The organism is Thalassospira sp. CH_XMU1420-2, assembly GCF_037029325.1.
Classification (GTDB): domain Bacteria; phylum Pseudomonadota; class Alphaproteobacteria; order Rhodospirillales; family Thalassospiraceae; genus Thalassospira; species Thalassospira povalilytica.
In genome coordinates, this window is sequence record NZ_JAYMEG010000001.1 from 201,023 (window position 1) to 220,216 (window position 19,194).

General features: G+C 54.4%; 18 protein-coding genes. 8 read left to right on the forward strand and 10 right to left on the reverse strand.

From position 1 onward, the window contains the following. Window positions 1–9: 9 nt before the first annotated feature. From WA429_RS00995 to iadA, 10 genes are all read right to left on the reverse strand, one after another. Window positions 10–2,334: a 3-hydroxyacyl-CoA dehydrogenase/enoyl-CoA hydratase family protein gene (locus WA429_RS00995; RefSeq protein WP_287464506.1), complete on the reverse strand. Its 2,325-nt coding sequence runs from the start codon at window positions 2,332–2,334 to the stop codon at window positions 10–12. After that, window positions 2,334–3,470 carry a thiolase family protein gene (locus WA429_RS01000; RefSeq protein ID WP_101246561.1) on the reverse strand — a complete coding sequence of 379 codons (1,137 nt, stop codon included), beginning with the start codon at window positions 3,468–3,470 and terminating at the stop codon, window positions 2,334–2,336. Before WA429_RS01000 ends, WA429_RS00995 begins: the two co-directional genes overlap by 1 nt. 45 nt (window positions 3,471–3,515) lie before the next feature. Beyond that, window positions 3,516–3,920 carry a MerR family transcriptional regulator gene (locus tag WA429_RS01005; RefSeq protein WP_101246560.1) on the reverse strand — a complete coding sequence of 135 codons (405 nt, stop codon included), beginning with the start codon at window positions 3,918–3,920 and terminating at the stop codon, window positions 3,516–3,518. Window positions 3,921–4,025: 105 nt separating this feature from the next. Next, window positions 4,026–5,717: a long-chain-fatty-acid--CoA ligase gene (locus WA429_RS01010; protein WP_287464505.1), complete on the reverse strand. Its 1,692-nt coding sequence runs from the start codon at window positions 5,715–5,717 to the stop codon at window positions 4,026–4,028. Window positions 5,718–5,814: 97 nt separating this feature from the next. After that, on the reverse strand, window positions 5,815–7,125 hold the full coding sequence (locus WA429_RS01015) for an OmpP1/FadL family transporter (RefSeq protein WP_101246559.1): 1,311 nt from the start codon (window positions 7,123–7,125) through the stop codon (window positions 5,815–5,817). A 54-nt stretch (window positions 7,126–7,179) separates the two neighbouring features. Continuing rightward, on the reverse strand, window positions 7,180–7,848 hold the full coding sequence (locus WA429_RS01020) for a DUF6134 family protein (RefSeq protein ID WP_206926552.1): 669 nt from the start codon (window positions 7,846–7,848) through the stop codon (window positions 7,180–7,182). Between the two features lie 32 nt (window positions 7,849–7,880). After that, window positions 7,881–8,177, reverse strand: coding sequence for an SCP2 sterol-binding domain-containing protein (locus WA429_RS01025; RefSeq protein WP_101246557.1), 297 nt, complete (start codon window positions 8,175–8,177; stop codon window positions 7,881–7,883). Between the two features lie 234 nt (window positions 8,178–8,411). Continuing rightward, on the reverse strand, window positions 8,412–8,990 hold the full coding sequence (locus WA429_RS01030; RefSeq protein ID WP_287464504.1) for an RT0821/Lpp0805 family surface protein: 579 nt from the start codon (window positions 8,988–8,990) through the stop codon (window positions 8,412–8,414). A 14-nt stretch (window positions 8,991–9,004) separates the two neighbouring features. Continuing rightward, window positions 9,005–9,238, reverse strand: coding sequence for a hypothetical protein (locus WA429_RS01035; protein WP_101246555.1), 234 nt, complete (start codon window positions 9,236–9,238; stop codon window positions 9,005–9,007). A gap of 198 nt (window positions 9,239–9,436) precedes the next feature. Further along, a complete protein-coding gene (iadA, locus tag WA429_RS01040; protein ID WP_101246554.1) occupies window positions 9,437–10,606 on the reverse strand; it encodes a beta-aspartyl-peptidase in 1,170 nt (389 codons plus the stop codon). Window positions 10,607–10,767: 161 nt separating this feature from the next. Between iadA and WA429_RS01045 the strand changes: the two genes are divergently transcribed. The 8 genes from WA429_RS01045 to WA429_RS01080 all read left to right on the forward strand — a co-directional run bounded on the left by WA429_RS01045 (window position 10,768) and on the right by WA429_RS01080 (window position 19,184). Beyond that, a complete protein-coding gene (locus WA429_RS01045; protein ID WP_206926555.1) occupies window positions 10,768–11,403 on the forward strand; it encodes a LysE family translocator in 636 nt (211 codons plus the stop codon). Between the two features lie 94 nt (window positions 11,404–11,497). Beyond that, a complete protein-coding gene (locus tag WA429_RS01050) occupies window positions 11,498–12,724 on the forward strand; it encodes a CynX/NimT family MFS transporter (RefSeq protein ID WP_114112037.1) in 1,227 nt (408 codons plus the stop codon). Window positions 12,725–12,931: 207 nt separating this feature from the next. Beyond that, window positions 12,932–13,099, forward strand: coding sequence for a hemin uptake protein HemP (gene hemP / locus WA429_RS01055; RefSeq protein WP_101246552.1), 168 nt, complete (start codon window positions 12,932–12,934; stop codon window positions 13,097–13,099). Window positions 13,100–13,213: 114 nt separating this feature from the next. Beyond that, window positions 13,214–15,283 carry a TonB-dependent hemoglobin/transferrin/lactoferrin family receptor gene (locus tag WA429_RS01060; RefSeq protein ID WP_287464503.1) on the forward strand — a complete coding sequence of 690 codons (2,070 nt, stop codon included), beginning with the start codon at window positions 13,214–13,216 and terminating at the stop codon, window positions 15,281–15,283. Between the two features lie 63 nt (window positions 15,284–15,346). After that, window positions 15,347–16,420, forward strand: a complete 1,074-nt coding sequence (locus WA429_RS01065) for a hemin-degrading factor (RefSeq protein WP_287464502.1) — start codon at window positions 15,347–15,349, stop codon at window positions 16,418–16,420. Between the two features lie 3 nt (window positions 16,421–16,423). Next, window positions 16,424–17,281 (forward strand): heme/hemin ABC transporter substrate-binding protein, encoded by an 858-nt coding sequence (locus tag WA429_RS01070; protein WP_287464501.1) that lies wholly within the window; start codon window positions 16,424–16,426, stop codon window positions 17,279–17,281. Further along, on the forward strand, window positions 17,278–18,363 hold the full coding sequence (locus tag WA429_RS01075) for a FecCD family ABC transporter permease (protein ID WP_114112033.1): 1,086 nt from the start codon (window positions 17,278–17,280) through the stop codon (window positions 18,361–18,363). Before WA429_RS01070 ends, WA429_RS01075 begins: the two co-directional genes overlap by 4 nt. Beyond that, window positions 18,360–19,184 carry a heme ABC transporter ATP-binding protein gene (locus tag WA429_RS01080; RefSeq protein ID WP_287464500.1) on the forward strand — a complete coding sequence of 275 codons (825 nt, stop codon included), beginning with the start codon at window positions 18,360–18,362 and terminating at the stop codon, window positions 19,182–19,184. The genes WA429_RS01075 and WA429_RS01080 overlap by 4 nt, the downstream gene beginning before the upstream one ends. The last annotated feature ends 10 nt before the right edge of the window (window positions 19,185–19,194 follow it).

Sequence of the window (19,194 nt, forward strand, 5' to 3'; positions counted from 1 at the left end):
CTGGACCGGTTAGTTGCGCAACGGCTTGCCGGTCAGAAGCATATGCTCCACCCGGGCCATGGTGCCTTCGTTGCGGACCAGACGCATGAAACCTTCGCGTTCCAGTTCAAGAATGTCGTCTTCGGACAGTTCCTCGGTCACGTCGGTGTCACCACCGGCAAGAACCTTGGCCAACTCACCGGCCACCACGCGGTCATAATCGGTTGCCTTGCCAAGACGATGGAAACCATCAACGGCCATTTCAAAGGCAACCCGGGCAGACTCGCCCGGCAGGCGATAGGTGAATTCTTCGGGGGCTTCGTACCCATCGACCATCGAAAGCGCGCGTTCCTTGGCATCGGCCAGCAAACGGTTCCGGTTCATGGTGATGCCATCCGTTTCGCGGAAGAACAGGTTTTCCTTGGCTTCCATTGCTGATTTGGCAACGGTCGCGACCGAGATGATTTCAAACGCCTTGGCACTCGGGGCCATCGGGCCTTTGACGAATTTCGGATTTTCCGTCCAGCGACGGATCATTTCCTTACACCCGCCCCAGGCCGGGATCAGGCCAACACCGGGTTCAACCAGCCCGATATAGGTTTCCCCGTGCGCCTGAACCGCATCGCAATGAAGCAGAACTTCACAGCCACCCCCAAGGGCAAGGCCACTTGGCGCGCCAACAACCGGGAAAGGCGAATATTTCAGCGCCTTGTATGTTTCCTGACCGGTTTCAACAAGGTTCTCGATTTCCGGCCATGCGGCGATATTGGCGGCAAACAGGGCAAGGCCAAGGTTCGCACCCGCCGAGAAATTGCTGGCTTCGTTATAGATCACCATTGCCTTGAACTGCTTTTTGACAGTCCGGATCGATGTCTTGATCGCACCAAGTACATCTGCATCAAGGGCATTCATCTTGGTATGGAATTCAAGGCAGGCGACACCATCGCCAATATCCCAAAGCGATGCGGCACGGTTACCGGCGACCGGTTCGGATTTGCGTTTGATGTCTTCAAGCAAAAGAACGCCGTCCGGGCGGGTAACCTTGGTGTAGTCGCCATCAAAGCCGAGGTAATAAAGTTCACCGTCTTCGACCTTGTAGAACGATTTGCCAGCAGCCTTTTTCAGCAGGGCGGGGACTTCAATGCCGTCTTCTTCCAGCATTGAAATCAGGGTATCCACACCAATCGCGTCAATCAGCTCAAACGGACCGGTTTTCCATGCATAGCCGAGCTTCATCGCATCATCGACATCAAGGATGGAGTTTGCCGCGGACTCGGCAATGAAGGCAGCATAGGCAAGGGTTTTGCCCATAACGGCACGGCCATATTGACCGCCCTTGTCGGTTGCTTCCATCATCTTGCGCGGGTCCTTGCCAGCGGCGCGAACACTGCTGATGCGGGCCTTTTCAGATTTGGAAAATTCGCCGGTTTGCAGATCAACCGATTCCTTGATCTTTTCACCGCCATCACGGTTCAGGCGATAGAACCCGCCTTTGCCCTTGCGACCGGTATAACCATCGGCAATCAGTTTGCCGACCAGTTCACTTTCGCGGTAAATGGCATGGAACGGATCTGATTTATCGAGAAGCCCCGCCATGCTCGACTGTACATGGGGCATCAGATCCAGACCAACCAGATCCATCAGGCCAAACACACCGGTTTTGGGAATGCCAAACGGGCGGCCAATGACGCTGTCGGCTTCCTCGACGGTCAGTTTGCGATCCATGGCTTCGACCATGGCAGCCTGAATCCAGTAAACACCCAGACGGTTGGCAATAAAGCCCGGTTCATCATGGCAGGTGACACAAGTCTTGCCCAGTTTGCGATCAGCAAAATCGGCAACCATGTCAATAACGCCATCACGGGTGACACCCGATCCAACCAGCTCGAGCAAACGCATATAGCGCGGCGGGTTGAAGAAATGGGTGATGATGAAGTCCTGGGCAAAGCTTTCATCCATGCCGCCAATCAGGGTGGCAAGCGGAATGGTCGATGTGTTGGATGACACGACCGAGCCCTTGGCGCGGACGGCATCAATCTTGCGATACAGATCCTGCTTGATATCAAGGCGTTCGATGACGGCCTCGATGATCCAGTCACATTTGGCGATTTTATCAAGATCATCCTCGATATTGCCGCATGTGATCAGCTTGGCGACCCGTTTGGACATGAACGGTGCCGGATCGGTTTTCAGCATTTTGGCAACCGCGCCCTCGGCAACCGCGTTGCGGTTTTTTGCCCCGTCGGGAACGATATCAAGCAGCAGGACCGGGGTCCCGGAATTGGCGATATGGGCAGCGATCCCCGCGCCCATCACACCGGCGCCGATAACGGCAACCTGTTTGATGGTGGTCATTACATCGCCTCCAGAATGGTCGCGATCCCCTGACCCCCGCCAATGCATTGCGAGGCCAGCGCATATTTGCCGCCGTCACGTTTCAGGATGCTTGCCGCCTTGCCGACGATACGGGCACCGGTCGCCCCCAGCGGATGACCGATGGCCAATGCACCGCCATCGATATTGACCTTGGCACCATCAAGTCCGAGATCGGAAATGCTTGCCATTGCCTGAGACGAAAACGCTTCGTTCAGTTCGGTAACGTCAATGTCCGCCGATGTCAGGCCGGCACGTGCCAATGCCTTTTTCGACGCGCCAACCGGACCAATGCCCATGATTTCGGGCAGGCAACCGTCAACCGCAACCGATTTGATGCGGGCAAGCGGGGTCAGACCGTTTTTGGCTGCAAATTCTTCGGAACATACCAGAACCGCAGATGCACCATCGGTCAGTGGCGATGAGGTGCCTGCAGTCACCACGCCATCAGCACGGAAGGCCGGTTTCAGGTCTGCGAGACCTTCGGCCGTTGTGTCACCACGAATGCAGCCATCTTCGGAAACAACGCCATCCTTGGTCTGGATCGGGATGATTTCATCAACGAACTTTCCAGCAGCCTGCGCGCTTGCCGCGCGTTTGTGGCTTTCGACCGCAAAAGCTTCCTGATCGGCACGGCTTAGGCTGTATTTGGCGGCAACGTTTTCAGCGGTATCGCCCATGCCCATATAGGCTTCGGGCATGGTCTTATAAAGTTCCGGGTTCGGAAGCGGGTTAAAGCCCATCATCGGGACACGGGTCATGCTTTCAACGCCGGCACAGATAAATGCTTCGCCTGCACCAATGGCAATTGCGCCGGCAGCCTGATGGATCGATTGCATCGACGATCCACAGAACCGGTTGACAGTGACACCGGCAACAGAGCGCGGAAGACCTGCAAGGAAGGTGACCAGCCGGGCAACGTTGAAGCCCTGTTCACCTTCCGGAAAGGCGCAACCAAGAATCAAATCTTCGATTGCTTTGGGATCAATGCCGGTCTTTTCGACCAGACCTTTTACGACCTGTGCCGCCAGGTCATCAGGACGGACCTTGGCAAGGGCCCCTTTGCGGGCCGGGGTGAATGGCGACCGGACATATCCGGCAATAACGGCGTTGGTCATGGCTATGTCTTCCTTCCTGAGCTGTCCTCTGATCCGGGGATCTTGTTACGAATCCGGATTGATTCCTTTTTCTTCAAGCGCATCAATCGATTGTTGTTCGATGTCGCGCAATTCATCCAACGTGACGTCCAGTGCCTGGCGCTGTTCCTCCAGATCGGAAATCCGTCCCCGGACACGACGCAGCAACATTTTGATCTGTTCTGCCTGTGTGGGATCCGCGCCATAAAGATCCAGATAATCTGCAATCTCGTTCAGGCTGAACCCCAGTCGTTTGCCGCGCAAAATGATCAGAAGCTTCGCGCGGTCCTGGCGGGTATAGACCCGGGTGGTGCCGGCACGCTGCGGATTTACAAGGCCCTTTTGCTCGTAAAACCGGATGGTGCGCGGCGTGATCCCCAAATCCTTGGCCAGTTCGGGAACGGTGTAAAACCGGTCGTCAAGTTTGGTCATTTTTCGCCCCTAATCGTATATATTTTTATCTTAACGTCAATTAGTTTACGTTAACGTCACTTGGATTTTTTCCAGTGTGTGTTTGATGACGCTAACGCACGGCAACTAAGACGCTTTTCCCTCTCGCTTCAGGCGTTCTTCCTCGACCAGTTCTTTTTTCGACAGTTTGCCGACCATGGTTTTTGGAAGTTCCTCGCGAATTTCGATTTCGCGGGGCATCTCGATTCTTGAAATTTTGTCATCCAGAAAGGCACGCAAATCATCAGGGGTCACATCGGTGACACCATCTTTCAGCCGGACAAAGGCTTTCGGGGCCTGACCGCGATATTGGTCGGGAACACCGATACAGGTGACTTCGGCGATCTGTTCATGCAGATACAGTGCTTCCTCAATCGCACGAGGATATACGTTATAGCCGCTGCACAGAATGACATCCTTCAGGCGATCAACAAGGAAAGTATATCCCTGATCATCCTGATATCCGACATCGCCGGTTCGGAGCCATCCGTCGATGAAGGCATCTTGTGTTGCGGCGTTGTTTTGCCAGTAACCCGGCATAACCTGTGCACCGCGAATGCAGACTTCGCCTTTCTCGCCGACCGGCATGGTCTGGGACGGGTTGGCAAGTGAGCGTATTTCGATTTCGGTACCCGGCAATGGCAAGCCGATGGACCCTTCCTTGTTTTCGCCTTTGACCGGGTTGCAGGTGCAAACCGGGCTGGCTTCGGAAAGTCCGTATCCTTCAACCACTTTCGAGCCGGTGATGTCTTCAAAGCGGTGCTTGACCTCGACCGGCAAGGGGGCACCACCGGAAATGCAGCACCGGATATGTGACAGATCGTGTTTGGGTGTTTCAGGCGAATTGTTGATCGCCGTATAGATGGTCGGAACCCCCGGGAAGATGGTGACCTTTTTCTTGTCGAGCGACTTCAAAAGCGCGCCGAGTTCAAACCTTGGATGCAGTACAAGTTCTGCTCCAAGATTGATTGAAGTATTAAGTGCCACCGTCATTGCGAACACGTGGAAAAATGGCAGAACACAAAGCGTGACTTCGTGTCCGGGATGAGCATCGGGCATCCAGCGGGTCAACTGATCGACATTGGCGCTCAGATTGGCGTGGGTCAGCATTGCCCCTTTGGGGCGACCGGTGGTTCCGCCGGTATATTGCAGAACGGCAAGATCTTCGACCGACACATCGGCAACAGTTTCAACCGGCTTGCAGCCAATGACCCGCTCATAGGCAATATGACGCAGATCATTCGGGACTTCGGCCAGTTCGCTGCGTTTGAACAGCGAAAACAGAACGCTTTTGACCGGCGGAAGGATGTCGCTCATCTCGCAAACAACAATGCGTTTGAGACAGGTTTCATCCAGGCAGGCAGCAACCTTGGGGTAAATCTGTTTGAGGTTCAGCGTCACCATCATGCGACAGCCGGAATCCTCGATCTGATAGGCAATTTCACGCTTGGCATAAAGCGGGTTGAAATTGACCACCACGCCGCCGCATTTCAAAATCGCGTAATAACATACGACATAATAAGGCGTGTTTGGCAGGCAAAGGCCGACCTTGTCGCCTTTGCGCACGCCCAGTTGCTTGAACCCTTCGGCGGCACGATCAACCTGCTCGGCGATGGTTTTGTAATCATAGATCCTTCCCAGAAAATCCAGACACGGGCGTTGCGGAAACCGCTTGGCCGCGGAATCAAAAATCTCGTGAACCAGACGCGTCTGAATGGGCGTGCTGACATCAACGCCGTTTATCAGGATAGGGGATTCTTGAACGTTTACTTTGTTCACTTGCGTTAACTCCATTACGTTAACGTCACTTTGCGGGCAAAAAAAAGCAACCCGGTCGGGGCGGCTATTGCCGCCCCATGCCAGGCATTATAGCAGATCAGAACTTGAAATTCGCCTGCAGAGCGATGATGTCGACTTTTGCATCATAGTCTGCTGCATAGTTACCAAGTGCTGCAGAGGTGTGATCTACCCGTGCAGACTTAGCGAAAATGTGGGTGTATCCAAGATTCACATCCACCCAGTCAGCAACCTTGTAGGTGGTGCCAAACGATACCCAATAACGATCGGAATCGGGTAAGCGCACATTACGGTTGCGGGTTTTGATCGGGGTCTCGTCATAAGCAATACCCCCGGTGAAGGCCCAGTTTTCATCATGCTGGTAACGTGCACCGAGTGCCCCGAACCATGACGATCCCCAGTTGTAATATTCGGTTGTGCTGCCGCTGGTGGAAAGGTTGCTGTTGATTAGGCCGTCATAGTTAAAGACCAGCTCACTCACCGAGTTCCAGTTCGTCCATTGGACGTCGCCCATAATTGTCCATTGATCGTCGATATCGTGGGACATCCCGAATGCAATGGCTTCTGGGGTTGTGATCTTTGCCGAAGCATTGCGATCAGTATAAGGGGTCAGAAGGCCTTTCGCAGCGCTGTCAAACTTGATCTTGCCTTCGAGTTTGTGATCGACTTCGGAATTGTAGGACAGACCAAGGCGGGTTGCGTCGGTAAGCTCCCAGTTAAGGCCAGCTGTCCAGCCATACCCGATATCATCGCCTTTAAGCGATGAGTTCCCTTCCGTCTTGGCACCGGCCAAAGATGGAACAGCTTTGTCCAATCTTGCTTCAAAACGCTGAATTTGCGGCCCAGCTCCGATGCTCAGGCCGTTGTCAAAGCGATACGCCATCACGGGCTTGATATTGACGGTTTTGATTTTGGATGTTGTACCAAAGAAACGCCCTGCGAAATCTGAGTCGTTATCTGTTACCAGACCCCAAGGGGCAGTGATTGATACACCGAGATTAATTTGTTCGTTGAGTTTCCAGACTGCATGGGCGTTCGGAACAGCAGCATCTTCTGCCATGTCCTTATAGCCGCCGCCAGTTTGGGCAATGGTTGTACGTGCACCATCTGTTGCGACAGTATTGGTCGCTTTTGCGACTGGCCGAATCACGGTGACGCCGGCACTGTATGTTGTCTCGGTGTATTGTCCGACCGAGCCGGGGTTGTAGGACATTGTGGAAGCATCGGTGGTCAGTGTCGACATCCCTGCAAAGCTTGACCCTTGCAGTGTGCCGCTGGTTTCGCGGACCTGGAAACCCGAAGCGTGTGCAGTGCCAATGGTTGCCAATGCACACAAAATTGCAGTACCCGAAGCTGCCCCCCAGAGGCAGCTCATCTTGAGCTTTGACATCAGTTTCTCCCTTAATCTTAAACGCTTCAAATTCTTAATTCGAAACGCCCGCTTTTATTTGTGAAGGCTCATCGCATCAACCCGAATGAAGTCGATGTCGTAACCCTTTCGTTTGAAGCTGGTTTTCAGCAGTTTTTTGTCAGGACCGTACCAAAGGTCGCGCTGGACATCCCCTGACATGATGTAATGTGTCGCCGGTGTTTCCCGGTTTTCGATCATTACATTTTCTGTGCCGACCTTCCGGATTTCTACGCCATAAGGTTCGGCATCAATGACGCTATAGAGGCTGGTTTTGGTTGTGACGTCTTCGGACCACAAACTTAGGGGCCAGGCACCGTCACATGCGTCGCGTTTTCCGACACCCTTGCCGACAAGCTGGTAACAATCACCATCATAGCTTGCCTGCCAGCTATAGTGTGTGCCGTCATCATTGGTGGTGGTTTCGACCGAAGCCAGCGCGTCGTTTTGCCAAATCTCGGTGCGCTGATGGTCGTAATGGAACTTCAGGAACAGCACGCTGACATCGGTCAGGGTTTCTATCCTGACGATATGTCCCGTATCTGTCGGTGTGATTTCGACTGTCTCGTGACCAATCGGTTCGCCGTCCTTGAGGACGCGAAAATTAAGGGTCTCGCCTGCTGATGCCATTGAAACAATGGCGGATTGGGCGAGTATGCCTGCTATCAACCCCGATACGGTGCGCTTCCAGTTGTGTTGGCGCATGTTTCCCCCGCAGAACGGATCATCCGGCCGCGTCAATCCAGCATGGATGACAATTTTGCCGCTATTCCCATGGATCCCTTGATTTTGAGTTTGCCAAGCGTGAAGGCAAGCATCGGGTCAAGTTTTCCGGCGATCAGTTTTTCGAGGTTGGCTTTTTTGATTTTCAAGATGCAATCCGCATCCGAAAGATCATCATCGCTGATGACCGGCTCGTCACCGGTGGCATCGACAACAATATGGCCGTCATCGCCGCAATCAAATGCGACAACGGCATTAAGTCCGCGAAGCTGTGGCAGCTTTTCTTTTACGGTTTCGAGGATGTCATCCACGAACGCCTCCCTCATTTGGACGTATTTTTCTTATGATTGTGATCAGACTGTAATACAAAGTGACGTTAACGTAAATCAAATTACGATATGGACACTTCGTCAACGAATAAGGCATTGATTTCAAGTGATTTTAAGATGCGTATTTTCAAGGGGTGAATATAAAAAAAGACCCGGAAATACCGGGTCTTTGCATGTTTGGTGATTAGGTTTTTAGAAGAAGGATGCGCCGCACATTCAGGAAACAATTTGCCAGGATCCGTCAGCCTGACGGCATGCGGTGCCATAGGTTTCGTGCGGTGTTCCGCCAATATCTGCGGTTGCAGTATATTCACGGCAATAGCGGCCATCGCTGTTTTGCCAGCTTCTTGTCGGCACAACGTTATAGCTGTTCCCCGACTCCGGATTAAGCCACCGCACCGGCCGCCCATCGGGCACCGTTTGCAAGGTATATCCGGTACAGGCCACATCGCTTTGATCAAGGGTCTGACCAATATTATAGCCGCCGAGCATTCCCAGAATTGCCCCGCCAATCATCGCAGCAGTACGACCGTCACCCTTACCGATGGTTGAGCCAAGTGCCGCACCGGACCCGGCCCCGATCACCGCACCGATCATGTCGCGGTTGCAGCGCAGATAGCTGCCATTGGATACAAAGATGTCCTGATCGGGTCCTTGTTTGGGGTGATGTTTGTCGCCATGGCCATCATGGTGTTTGGCACGATAGCCATGCGCCGGGGCCCATGGCGGTGGATCGGCCCGGGCGATGTCGGCAAAACCGACCGGTATCGCAAGGCCCAGTGCCGCAGCGATCATGATGGATTTTCCGATCATTTCCGGGCCTGTTCGTTTTCATGCATGATGTAACCGACACCGGTACCTACCGCGCCGCCGATCACGGCACCACAGGTGACGCATCCACCCGTGATAACGGTGCCGACTGCACCAACACCGGCACCGATGGCGGCACCACTTAGCATTTTCTGATTTCGGTCATTCAATCCGCTACAAGCTGAAAGCCCCAATGCGCTTGCAACGGCCAAGACGATGGCTGCCTGTCGCATTTCCCGTGTCCTTTCCGCCATATTGGAACAGATCGTTTGAAAGCCTGTCTCCTGACTGGATCGTGACCGACAATTGCGAGAGAGGTTTGACCTTATTGGGGGATAATTCGGGCAGATATGACAATAAAAAGGCATCAAACCCCGGTAACGCGGCGGTTTGATGCCATATATGGTCGGTTTTCTCAAAAAACCGGGGACTTATCGCTCAAAAGTACCACGCAATAGCCGTTCCTTGCCGATCATTGCCACTTTGCCGCGCGCGATGACCGTTTCAGGTGCCAGCGCATCATCAAGAACCAGAATATCGGCATCATGCCCGCACCCAAGGTACCCTTTTGAACCGCCAAGCCCCAGCATCCTTGCCGGATTGCAGGTAATCGGCGCAAGTGCGGTAGGGATATCAAGCTTTTCGGATTCGACAAGATCGGCAAATTCACGCCCGACAGTGTCAAATCCGGCCACCGAAAGCCCGATCATTTTGCCATTCTTGTCGAAATCAGGCAAAGAACCGTTTCCGTCCGATGTCATGGAAATACGATCAAGGGGCACGCCATCTGCCAGGCATTCTGCAATGCCGGCTGATGTCTTGACCGACCCGGTTGGATCGCTTTCGGCATCAATCCCGGTTGTGAAATCGATATTGCCACCACGTTTGGCCCAATCCTTTGCCGCATCGAGCAGGGCACGTTTGCGGTTTACGTGGGTTGGAATGAACTGACCAATCGGGATTTCAGTATTTTCAACCACCCCGATCAATGGATCAAAGTGGCCGTCGCCATCGCCAAGATGAACGACCACGGCGCCGGATTTTCCCGATGTCATGCCGCCAATACGTGATTGGGATGCGATGCGGGCCAGTTCGTCAACGGTGCTTTGACTGCTGCGATGGTCCGAAATTGCGGTCTTAAGGCCGATACAGGCATCAAGGAATGTGACGTCATCGCCGATATTTCCGGTCAGCGTTGGCGATGGAACACGATACCCGCCGGTAAAGAACCAGGCCGAAAGGCCTTCGGTGCGCAGGGCTTTGGTTTTGGCATAAAGGGACGCGATATGGCGGGTTGCGGCATCCGTGCCCAGCAACCCGCAAATTGACGTGATACCGGCTTCGATCAAGTCGCCAATCGCCACTTCGGGGGTGCGGGTGGCAAATCCGCCTTCACCGCCACCGCCAATCAGATGTGCATGACCGTCAATGAAGCCCGGTACTGTCGTTTTTCCCCGAAGGTCAATCGTCCTGATTTCGGCCGGAACCGAGACCACAAGATCAGGGGCAATGGCGATAATCTTCTCACCACAGATCAGGATGTCATTGATCCCGAGTGCGGCAGGGGCGAACAGATTGGCGTTTTTAAGCAGCAGAAACATCGTTTGAAACCGTCTTTTGCGGGGAATTCCCGGTCATGTGCAGGGTGGCGCAGTCGGGCATCATAGCGACACTTCATTTCCGTTGAAACGGTTCTGCCAAGTATATAGCTTTGCAGGCAAACAAGGCGGGACCCAAGCCCGCGCCACCAAAAGGAAACGTCATGAGTTTTGCCGCCTGGTTGTCTGTGGCAACCATTTGTGTTCTGGGGGCGATGACCCCGGGGCCGAGCCTGGCTGTTGTTCTGCGCTATTCGGTCGGGCAGTCCCGTCAGGCAGGTTTCGCCTGTGCATTGGCGCATGGTCTTGGTATCGGCTTTTATGCCGTGATCACCATGACCGGGCTTGGCATCCTGTTTCAGACCGTACCGGTATTTCACAATGCAGTCAGCATTCTGGGGGCGCTTTATCTGATCTGGCTTGCGATCAAGGCATGGCGTGCGGCAGGATCAGGAGCAAAGTTCAATGTTGACGGCACAGCCAAGCTTTCCGGATCAATCGGGCAGGCGGCGCGTGACGGGTTTATGATCGCGTTTCTCAACCCCAAGATCGCGCTGTTTTTCCTGGCCTTGTTTAGCCAGTTTGTATCCCCCGAATTCGAATGGAGCGGCAAGTTCCTGTTGGCATTTACCGCAGCGGCAATTGATGCGGGCTGGTATTGCCTGGTGGCGATCGGTTTGTCCCATGGTGCGGTATTGCCATGGCTGCGCGATCATGCTGCCTGGATTGAACGAATTATCGCCATTCTGTTTGTGCTGATCGCCCTTCGGGTTTTGTGGGGTGTTACCGCATTTGGATAAAGAACGGGTTCTTCCAACCTGTAATCAAGATGATCAGATCGTGCCACCATCACGACGTAACGCGGATCGTGTGTGATCCAGACGGAGTTTTCCGATGACTGACAAAACTGCCCCGACCACCGATCCAGCCCATGATGCGGGACGCGGGTTTAACCGCCTTGGTGCGCATATCGGCTTTTTGCTGGCTGTGTTGCTTTTGGCGGCCAATATGCGTGGAAGCATCGTCGGGCTTGGCCCGCTCGCCGAAATTATCGGCACCGATTTGTCTCTTTCGGGAACGGAGCTTGGCCTGTTGACCACATTGCCGGTTCTGAGCTTCGGTGTCTTGTCGATCTTTGCGCCGCGTCTGGGCCAGAAATTCGGTCTTGAGGCAACCTTGATGACCATGTTGCTGTTCATTGCGGTGGGGCAGGGGCTTCGGGCCAGCGGGGCCTATGACATCATGGTGATCGGGACCATCATTCTGGGTGCGGCGATCGCGGTGATGAATGTTCTTACCCCGTCACTGGTGCGGCGGAGCTTTCCGACCCATGTGGCTTTTGTGACAGCCCTTTATACCTTCACCATGTCAACCGGGGCCACCGTCGCTGCATTCATTTCTATTCCGATCCGCAATGCAGCCGGCGGGGATTGGCGCTGGTCGCTTGGCGTTTGGGCGGTGTTTGCGGCAATCGCCTTTGTGTGCTGGTTGCCGATGCTGCGATACCGGCACAAGGCTGCTGCACCGGCATTGACGGCCAAAATATCGCTTTGGAAAAATGTAGAAGCCTGGTGGCTTGCCCTGTTCTTTGGTTGTCAGTCCCTGATGTTTTACACAGGGGTCGCATGGCTTGCGAAGGTCTTTATTGATCACGGAATCACCGAGGCCGAGGCCGCGACACTTTTGTCGATCTTTAACGTATTTGGGATTCCCGCAGCCTTTGCCGCACCGCTGATCTATTCGAAAATTGCCAACAAGAAGCTGGCAATGCTGGTGTTGCATATCCCGTTGATCATCGCCATTCCCGGGTTCGTTTTTGCCACAACCGAACTTCCCTATGTATGGGCGGTATGTCTTGGTCTGGGGCAGGGCAGCATGATCAGTATTGCACTCACCCTGGTGGGGATGCGCGGTGCGGACCCGCAAACATCGGCACGTTTGTCGGGCATGGCGCAATCGGTCGGATATCTGTTTGCGGCGATTGGCCCGGTATTGTTTGGTGCTCTTCACGACCTGCTTGGGGATTGGCAGGTCGCGCTTTATTTCCTGTTTGTTGTCGTGGCGATTCAGCTTGTGGCATCGATGCGTGCCGGGTCACCAGACAAAATCGGCGAAGCCTGAGCGCGCAAATTATACGACCAAAATGGTCCTGATCCCGATCATGAGGCTGCATTTCCTGTGTGGAAATGTGGCCTTTTTCACATTGAGCCGGCTTTGGGGATGTAAGTTGCGAATTCGACGCAATTGCGCAGTTGACTTGTTTTCGCAAAATTCTATAAGAATGCAAATCATTATCAATTAAGGTGTCATTTGGACAAGGAGTTTGCGATGCCTGACATCGCAGCCAAATCAGAAAAGCCGGGAAAAACCGGTCAGGCAAGACAGATCCAGGTGGAAGATCTGATGGGAATGGATCGCGAGATCATCATTCTTCATCAGGGGGATGAATACCGCCTGCGCATGACGTCAAACAACAAACTTATTCTTACGAAATAGGCGTCGCCCGACGCCCGACAATCAAATCACCAGATTTGCCAGCCAGCGCGCCAGTGCCCTGCACAAGCCAGCCAGCCAGCCGAAATCGGAAAAAAGCTGCCTTAGGGGAAGATCATGGCTCTTAGCAATTCTGCGCGCCTGCTTATGGCGACAGTATCCACATTTGCGCTTGCAACAGCGGCCCAGGCCCAGGACGCGGCATCGCCCACAACCGGCCAACCGGCCGAAACCGAAACGACAGCGGAAACTTCCGCGCAAACCGGAACAGTCGCCGTCGTCGCACTTGATGCCATCACGATTACCGCCAACAAACTGGAAACGTCGGTTATTGATGCCCCGGCATCCATTTCTGTGGTGGATGAAGAAGAACTTGAACGCCGTCAGGCATCTGATCTTTCCGATATTTTACGCGGAATGCCGGGGGTTGAAATTCATGGTGGTCCGCGCAGCACCGTACAGGAACCGATCATTCGCGGATTGACCGGTGACCGGGTTGTTGTGCGCGTGGATGGTGCACGCGCCAATATGAGTGTCGGTCACAAGGGTCGGTTCTTCTTTGATCCGGAGGTTCTGAAATCGGTCGAGGTGTATCGTGGTGCGGCATCGACCATGCAGGGCACCGGGGCACTGGGGGGTGTGATCGCCCTGACCACCAAAGATGCCAACGATCTTCTTGATCCCGGTCAGACATTGGGTGCGCGGGTAAAGGTTGGCTACGCATCGGTTGATCACGGCCTGACGACCAATGGCATGGCGTATGGCCGTCCAACTGACAACACGGATCTTCTTGTCAGCGTGACCCGCGAAAGTACGGGCAATTTTGAATCCGGTGATGGCGACAAGCAACCCTACACCGATGATGACTACATTAACGGGATGCTCAAAGGGGGTATCGACATCAATGATGCCAGCCGGCTGACCCTGACCGTGCAGCGATATAACGATGACCATCGCCTGCCGTCGGCACCCGATAGCGGTGCTGCACTGAGTACCAGCAACTATCTTGTGAATCGCGAAAGCGAAGAAACATCAATGGTGCTTGGCTATCGTTACCATGACTCCGCAAATGACTGGATTGATGCCAATTTGAATGCCTATGGCATGCGCACGGATCTGGATGAAAAACGGGTCAGTGACGGTCGTCACGATGAACGTACCCTTGATACCATTGGTCTGGATGGCAGCAACACATCGCGCTTTGATCTGGCGGGACGCGATCTGGCGGTGACTGTCGGTGGTGAAATCTATCAGGATTCCCAGGAAGGCCGTCGTAACGGTGTCGCCGTTTCCAACCTGTTTCCTGATGCCGAAATGACCATTTATGGCGTCTATGTCGATAATGCATTGGCGCTGACCGATGCGCTTGATGTGACCGCCGGGGTTCGTTTTGATTCCTACGATCTTTCCGCGGACGGGCAGCGTGCCCGCGAAGACAGCGCCATTTCACCGCGCTTTTCGGCAAGTTATCGCCTGACATCCTGGATGCAGCCCTATGTCAGTTATGCCGAGGCGTTCCGCGCGCCGGCAATGACTGAAATGTATGCAAGCGGCTATCATTTCCCGGGGAATAATTTTGTCGCCAACCCCGATCTCGAAGCCGAAAAGGCCAAAACGTGGGAATTCGGGACGAACTTCAAATCCGACAATCTGTTGACACATGGTGATGCGTTCCGCGCCAAGGTCGCCTATTTCCACAACGAAATCGAAGACTATATCGAACAGCAAGGTGCGACGTTTGGCAGTTCGGAAACCAAAAGCGTCAACGTTCCCGAAGCCGAGATTCAAGGGTTCGAAGCAGAGCTGACTTACGATACCGGTGTGATCTTTGGCGGATTGGCTGCATCGCGCATTCGCGGGGAAAATACCCGCACGGGTGCAAATCTTTCCGACATTCCCGCTGACAAGGTTGCGTTGTCAGGCGGCTATCGTTTCCAGGATCATGGTGTCGAGCTTGGTGGACGGGCCAATCTGGTTGATCGTTTGACCCGGATCGCATCGGGCAGCGAGGTCCCGGGATATGCAACCTTTGACGTTTTTGTCAGCTGGGATGCGCATGAAACAGTGCCCGGCCTGACCGTCAATGCCGGGATCGATAACATTCTTGATCACAATTATCAGACAGCTGATCAGGGCCTCTATGAGCCGGGCCGCAATCTGAAAATTTCCGCAAGCATGAAATTCTGATGTCACGGGATCAGACGATGCAGCTTTTGCATCGTCTGATCTTTGAGGAGGTATTTAAACGCCATGAGTGAAAACAATTTCAAAACACCGCTTGAAGCCTGGTCCGCTTTTTCTGCCGGGGAGGCAAAGGGCTATGCGGTGGATATCGCAGCCGAGCTTGGCCTGACCGAAGGTGAGTTGGTTGCAGCGGGTATTGGCAACAATGTCGTGCGTCTGGATGCTGATTGGGGGGATCTGATCAAGCGCCTTGAAGAACTGGGCGAGGTCAAGATCCTGACCCGCAATCCCAGTGTTGTTCATGAAAAGATCGGAACCTTTGGCAAGGTCAGCATCAATGGCGAAATGGGCCTTGTCCTGAACGGGGATGTGGACCTTCGCCTGTTTTTGGGGCGCTGGGGGCACGGATTTGCGGTTGAAACCAACAATCCGCGCGCAGGGCGTCGCCGCAGTTTGCAGTTCTTCGATCATGAAGGCAAAGCGATCCACAAGATTTTCCTGACCGACAATTCAAACGCAGCGGGTTACGAGGCGCTGGTTGCCGAATTCCGTGCCGGGAATCAGCAACCGGGTATCGAGACCCTTCCGCCATTGCCCAAGGCCGTGACCCGCAAGGATGAAGATGTCGATGTCGAGAACCTGCGCGCCCACTGGCGCAAAATGACCGATGTGCATCAGTTCCACGGTCTGCTTAAGGATTTCAATGTCGGGCGTCAGCAGGGCATGCGTCTTGTCGGCACCGAGTTTGCCGAACGACTGACCAACGATTCCCTTAAAACCATGCTGGAATCGGCATCCGAAAGCGGTTTGCCGATCATGGTGTTTGTCGGCAATGCCGGTGCGATCCAGATTCACACCGGCCCCGTGAACACCATCCGTGAAATGGGGGACTGGATCAATGTCATGGACCCGCGTTTCACCATGCATCTGCGCATGGATAAGATCGCCGAAGCCTGGATCGTGCGCAAACCGATCCGCGAAGGTGTGGTGACCACTGTTGAATTGTATGACGCGGACCTTAACAACTTCGCGATCTTCTGTGGTGAACGCGCACCAAAAGAACCCGAAAACCCTGCCTGGCAGAAACTGGCGGAAGGACTTCCGCGATTTGATGCCGCTAAACAAGCTGTTGCGGAGTAACTGATGCGTCGTTTTATCGCATTCCTGATTGTCCTGACGGCCTGTGCCGGTCTTGCTGTGCCAAGCCATGCCGACGAGCGTCCGGCGCGTGTCATTACTGTCGGTGCACCGGCAACTGAAATCGTCTTTGCACTTGGTGCCGGGGACAGCGTGGTTGCAACCGACACCACAAGTACTCGACCCGATCCCGTGCCGACCTTGCCCAAGGTTGGATATATGCGGCAACTGGCATCAGAAGGGATCATCAGCCTGAAGCCCGACCTTGTTGTTGCTGTTGAAAAATCCGGACCCGAAAACGTGTTGCAGGAACTTGGCAATCTGGGAATACCGGTCGTCAAATTGCCGTCTTTGGACGAGATCAAGAACCTGCCAGATGCAATCGCGGTTGCGGGCAAGGCTCTTGGGCGCGACGAAGATGCGAAGTCACTGATCCAGAAAGTCCGTGACGATATTTCGGGTCTTGGTGCACGTGATGAAGCCGGACGTCCAAGCATCATCTTCCTGATGGCGGTTGGCCATGGCAAACCGCTGTCGGCAGGAAGCCACACGACGGCTTCAGAAATCATCGATCTGATTGGCGGGACCAATCCGATGGCAAGCTTTGACGGGTTCAAACCGGTTTCACCGGAAATCATCGCTGCGGATCAGTCCGATTATGTGCTGGTGCCGCAGTCGACGGTTGATCATTTCGGTGGCCTGGACGGTTTGAAAACCGACCCGGTTCTTGGTCTGAACAAGGCGGTTGCCAATGGCAAGGTTTTGACGGTTTCGTCTTCGACCATTCTTGGTTTCGGACCGGAATCGGCATCAGAAATCCGTGATGTGGCGAAATCCCTTCATCAACAAGAACACGGTCAATGAAGTCTGTGAGGCAGGTGGAAACATCGCTTCGGCAATACTGGCAAATCAATCGGCCGGTGATGGTTCTGGTTCTTTTGATGGTTGCGCTGCTGGTCCTGGTGATCATTTCGCTGGGTACCGGCGGGGCACGCATCGAACTTGGTGATGTGGTTGCGCATATCGCGCACCGGATTGGTGTTGCAGGTGTCGGCATTGATGCATTTGATGCGCGGGTCCTTGATACCTTGCGGTTGCCCCGGATTGCGCGTGCGATTGTGATTGGTGCGGGACTTGGTCTTGCCGGGGCGGTGATGCAAAGTCTGTTTCGCAATCCGATCGCGGATCCGGGCATCATCGGGGTATCTGCCAGTGCGGCCCTGGGGGCGGTTGCAATGATTGTGACCGGCCATATCATTTTGGGCAGTTATTATCCGGTTGTCGGGCCTTATGGTGTTCCGGTCGCGGCCTTTGGCGGGGCGGTGATCGCAACCGCCTTCATCCGAATTCTGTCACGTCAGGATGGCCAGACAGATGCCGCAATCATGTTGCTGATCGGGGTTGCCATCAATGCGATGGCCTTTGCCGGTGTCGGTGTCTTTACCTATATGGCCGATGACGCCCAGTTACGCAGCCTGACCTTCTGGCAGATGGGGGCACTTGCCGGGAACGGCCCGACTGATACCCCGGCCCTGATCATCATGGCACTGGGTATTGCCTATCTGATGACGCTTGGCACGCCGCTTAACCTGTTTTTACTGGGTGAGGCCGAAGCACGCCATCTTGGGGTCGAGGTCGAACATCTCAAACGCCGGGCAACGGTGGTAACGGCCCTTGTCGTCGGTGCAGCCGTGGCTGTTTCGGGCATTATCGGATTTGTCGGGCTGGTGGCGCCGCATCTGGTGCGGCTGGTTACCGGGCCTGATAACCGTTATGTCCTGCCGGCATCGGCAATTTGCGGGGCGATCATGCTGACCGGGGCCGATGCGGTGGCACGGATCATTGTTCTTCCGGCCGAACTGCCGATTGGTCTTGTGACCGGGATTGTCGGCGGGCCGTTTTTCCTTGGATTGCTGATGCGCGAAAAGAAAAGGCGTCGCCTATGAGTTTGGTGGCACAAGACGTTAGCTTTGTGGCACGTGGCCGTTATTTGCTGCGTGATATTTCGCTTGAAGTCACACCGGCCGAGGTACTGGCCGTGCTGGGGCCAAACGGGGCGGGGAAATCGACCCTGCTTAGGGTATTGGCTGGTGAATATCGGGCAAGCAAGGGGGCCATACGGCAAAGTGGTCAGGACATCACGGAAACCACGGCATTGGCGCTGGCCCAGTCACGCGCCGTGATGCCACAGGCCGCCTCGATGACCTTTCCGTTTGCGGTGCGCGATGTGGTTGCGCTGGGGCGTGCACCATTTCGCAAGATATCAACCAGGCAACTCGATCAGAAGCTGGTCCGTCATGCGATCAGGCTTGCCGATATCGATCACCTTGCTGACCGTGCCTATCCGGCATTGTCGGGCGGGGAAAAACAGCGTGTGCATCTGGCCCGTGCATTGGTTCAGGTCTGGGGAATGGATGGGCCGGAACGCAATATGGTTCCCAAAAACGGTCATGAGGATCGTGACCGGTTTTTGTTGCTTGATGAGCCGACATCGGGTCTGGATGTTTCCCATCAGCATGCATTACTTGGCGTTGCCCGGCGCGAAGCCCATCAAAACAAGGTTGGTGTTCTGATGATCTTGCATGATTTCAATCAGGTCACGGCCTATGCCGACCGGGTTGTTGTTTTGCAAAACGGGGAAATGGTTGCAAAGGGTGCGGTTGACGATGTCATGCGCCCGGATTTGTTGTCGGCCGTGTTTAAAAGCCCGATCCGCGCCATCCCTGATCCCGAAGGCGGTAGCGTTCTGGTCAGTCAGCCCGGTTGACCGGTTTTTC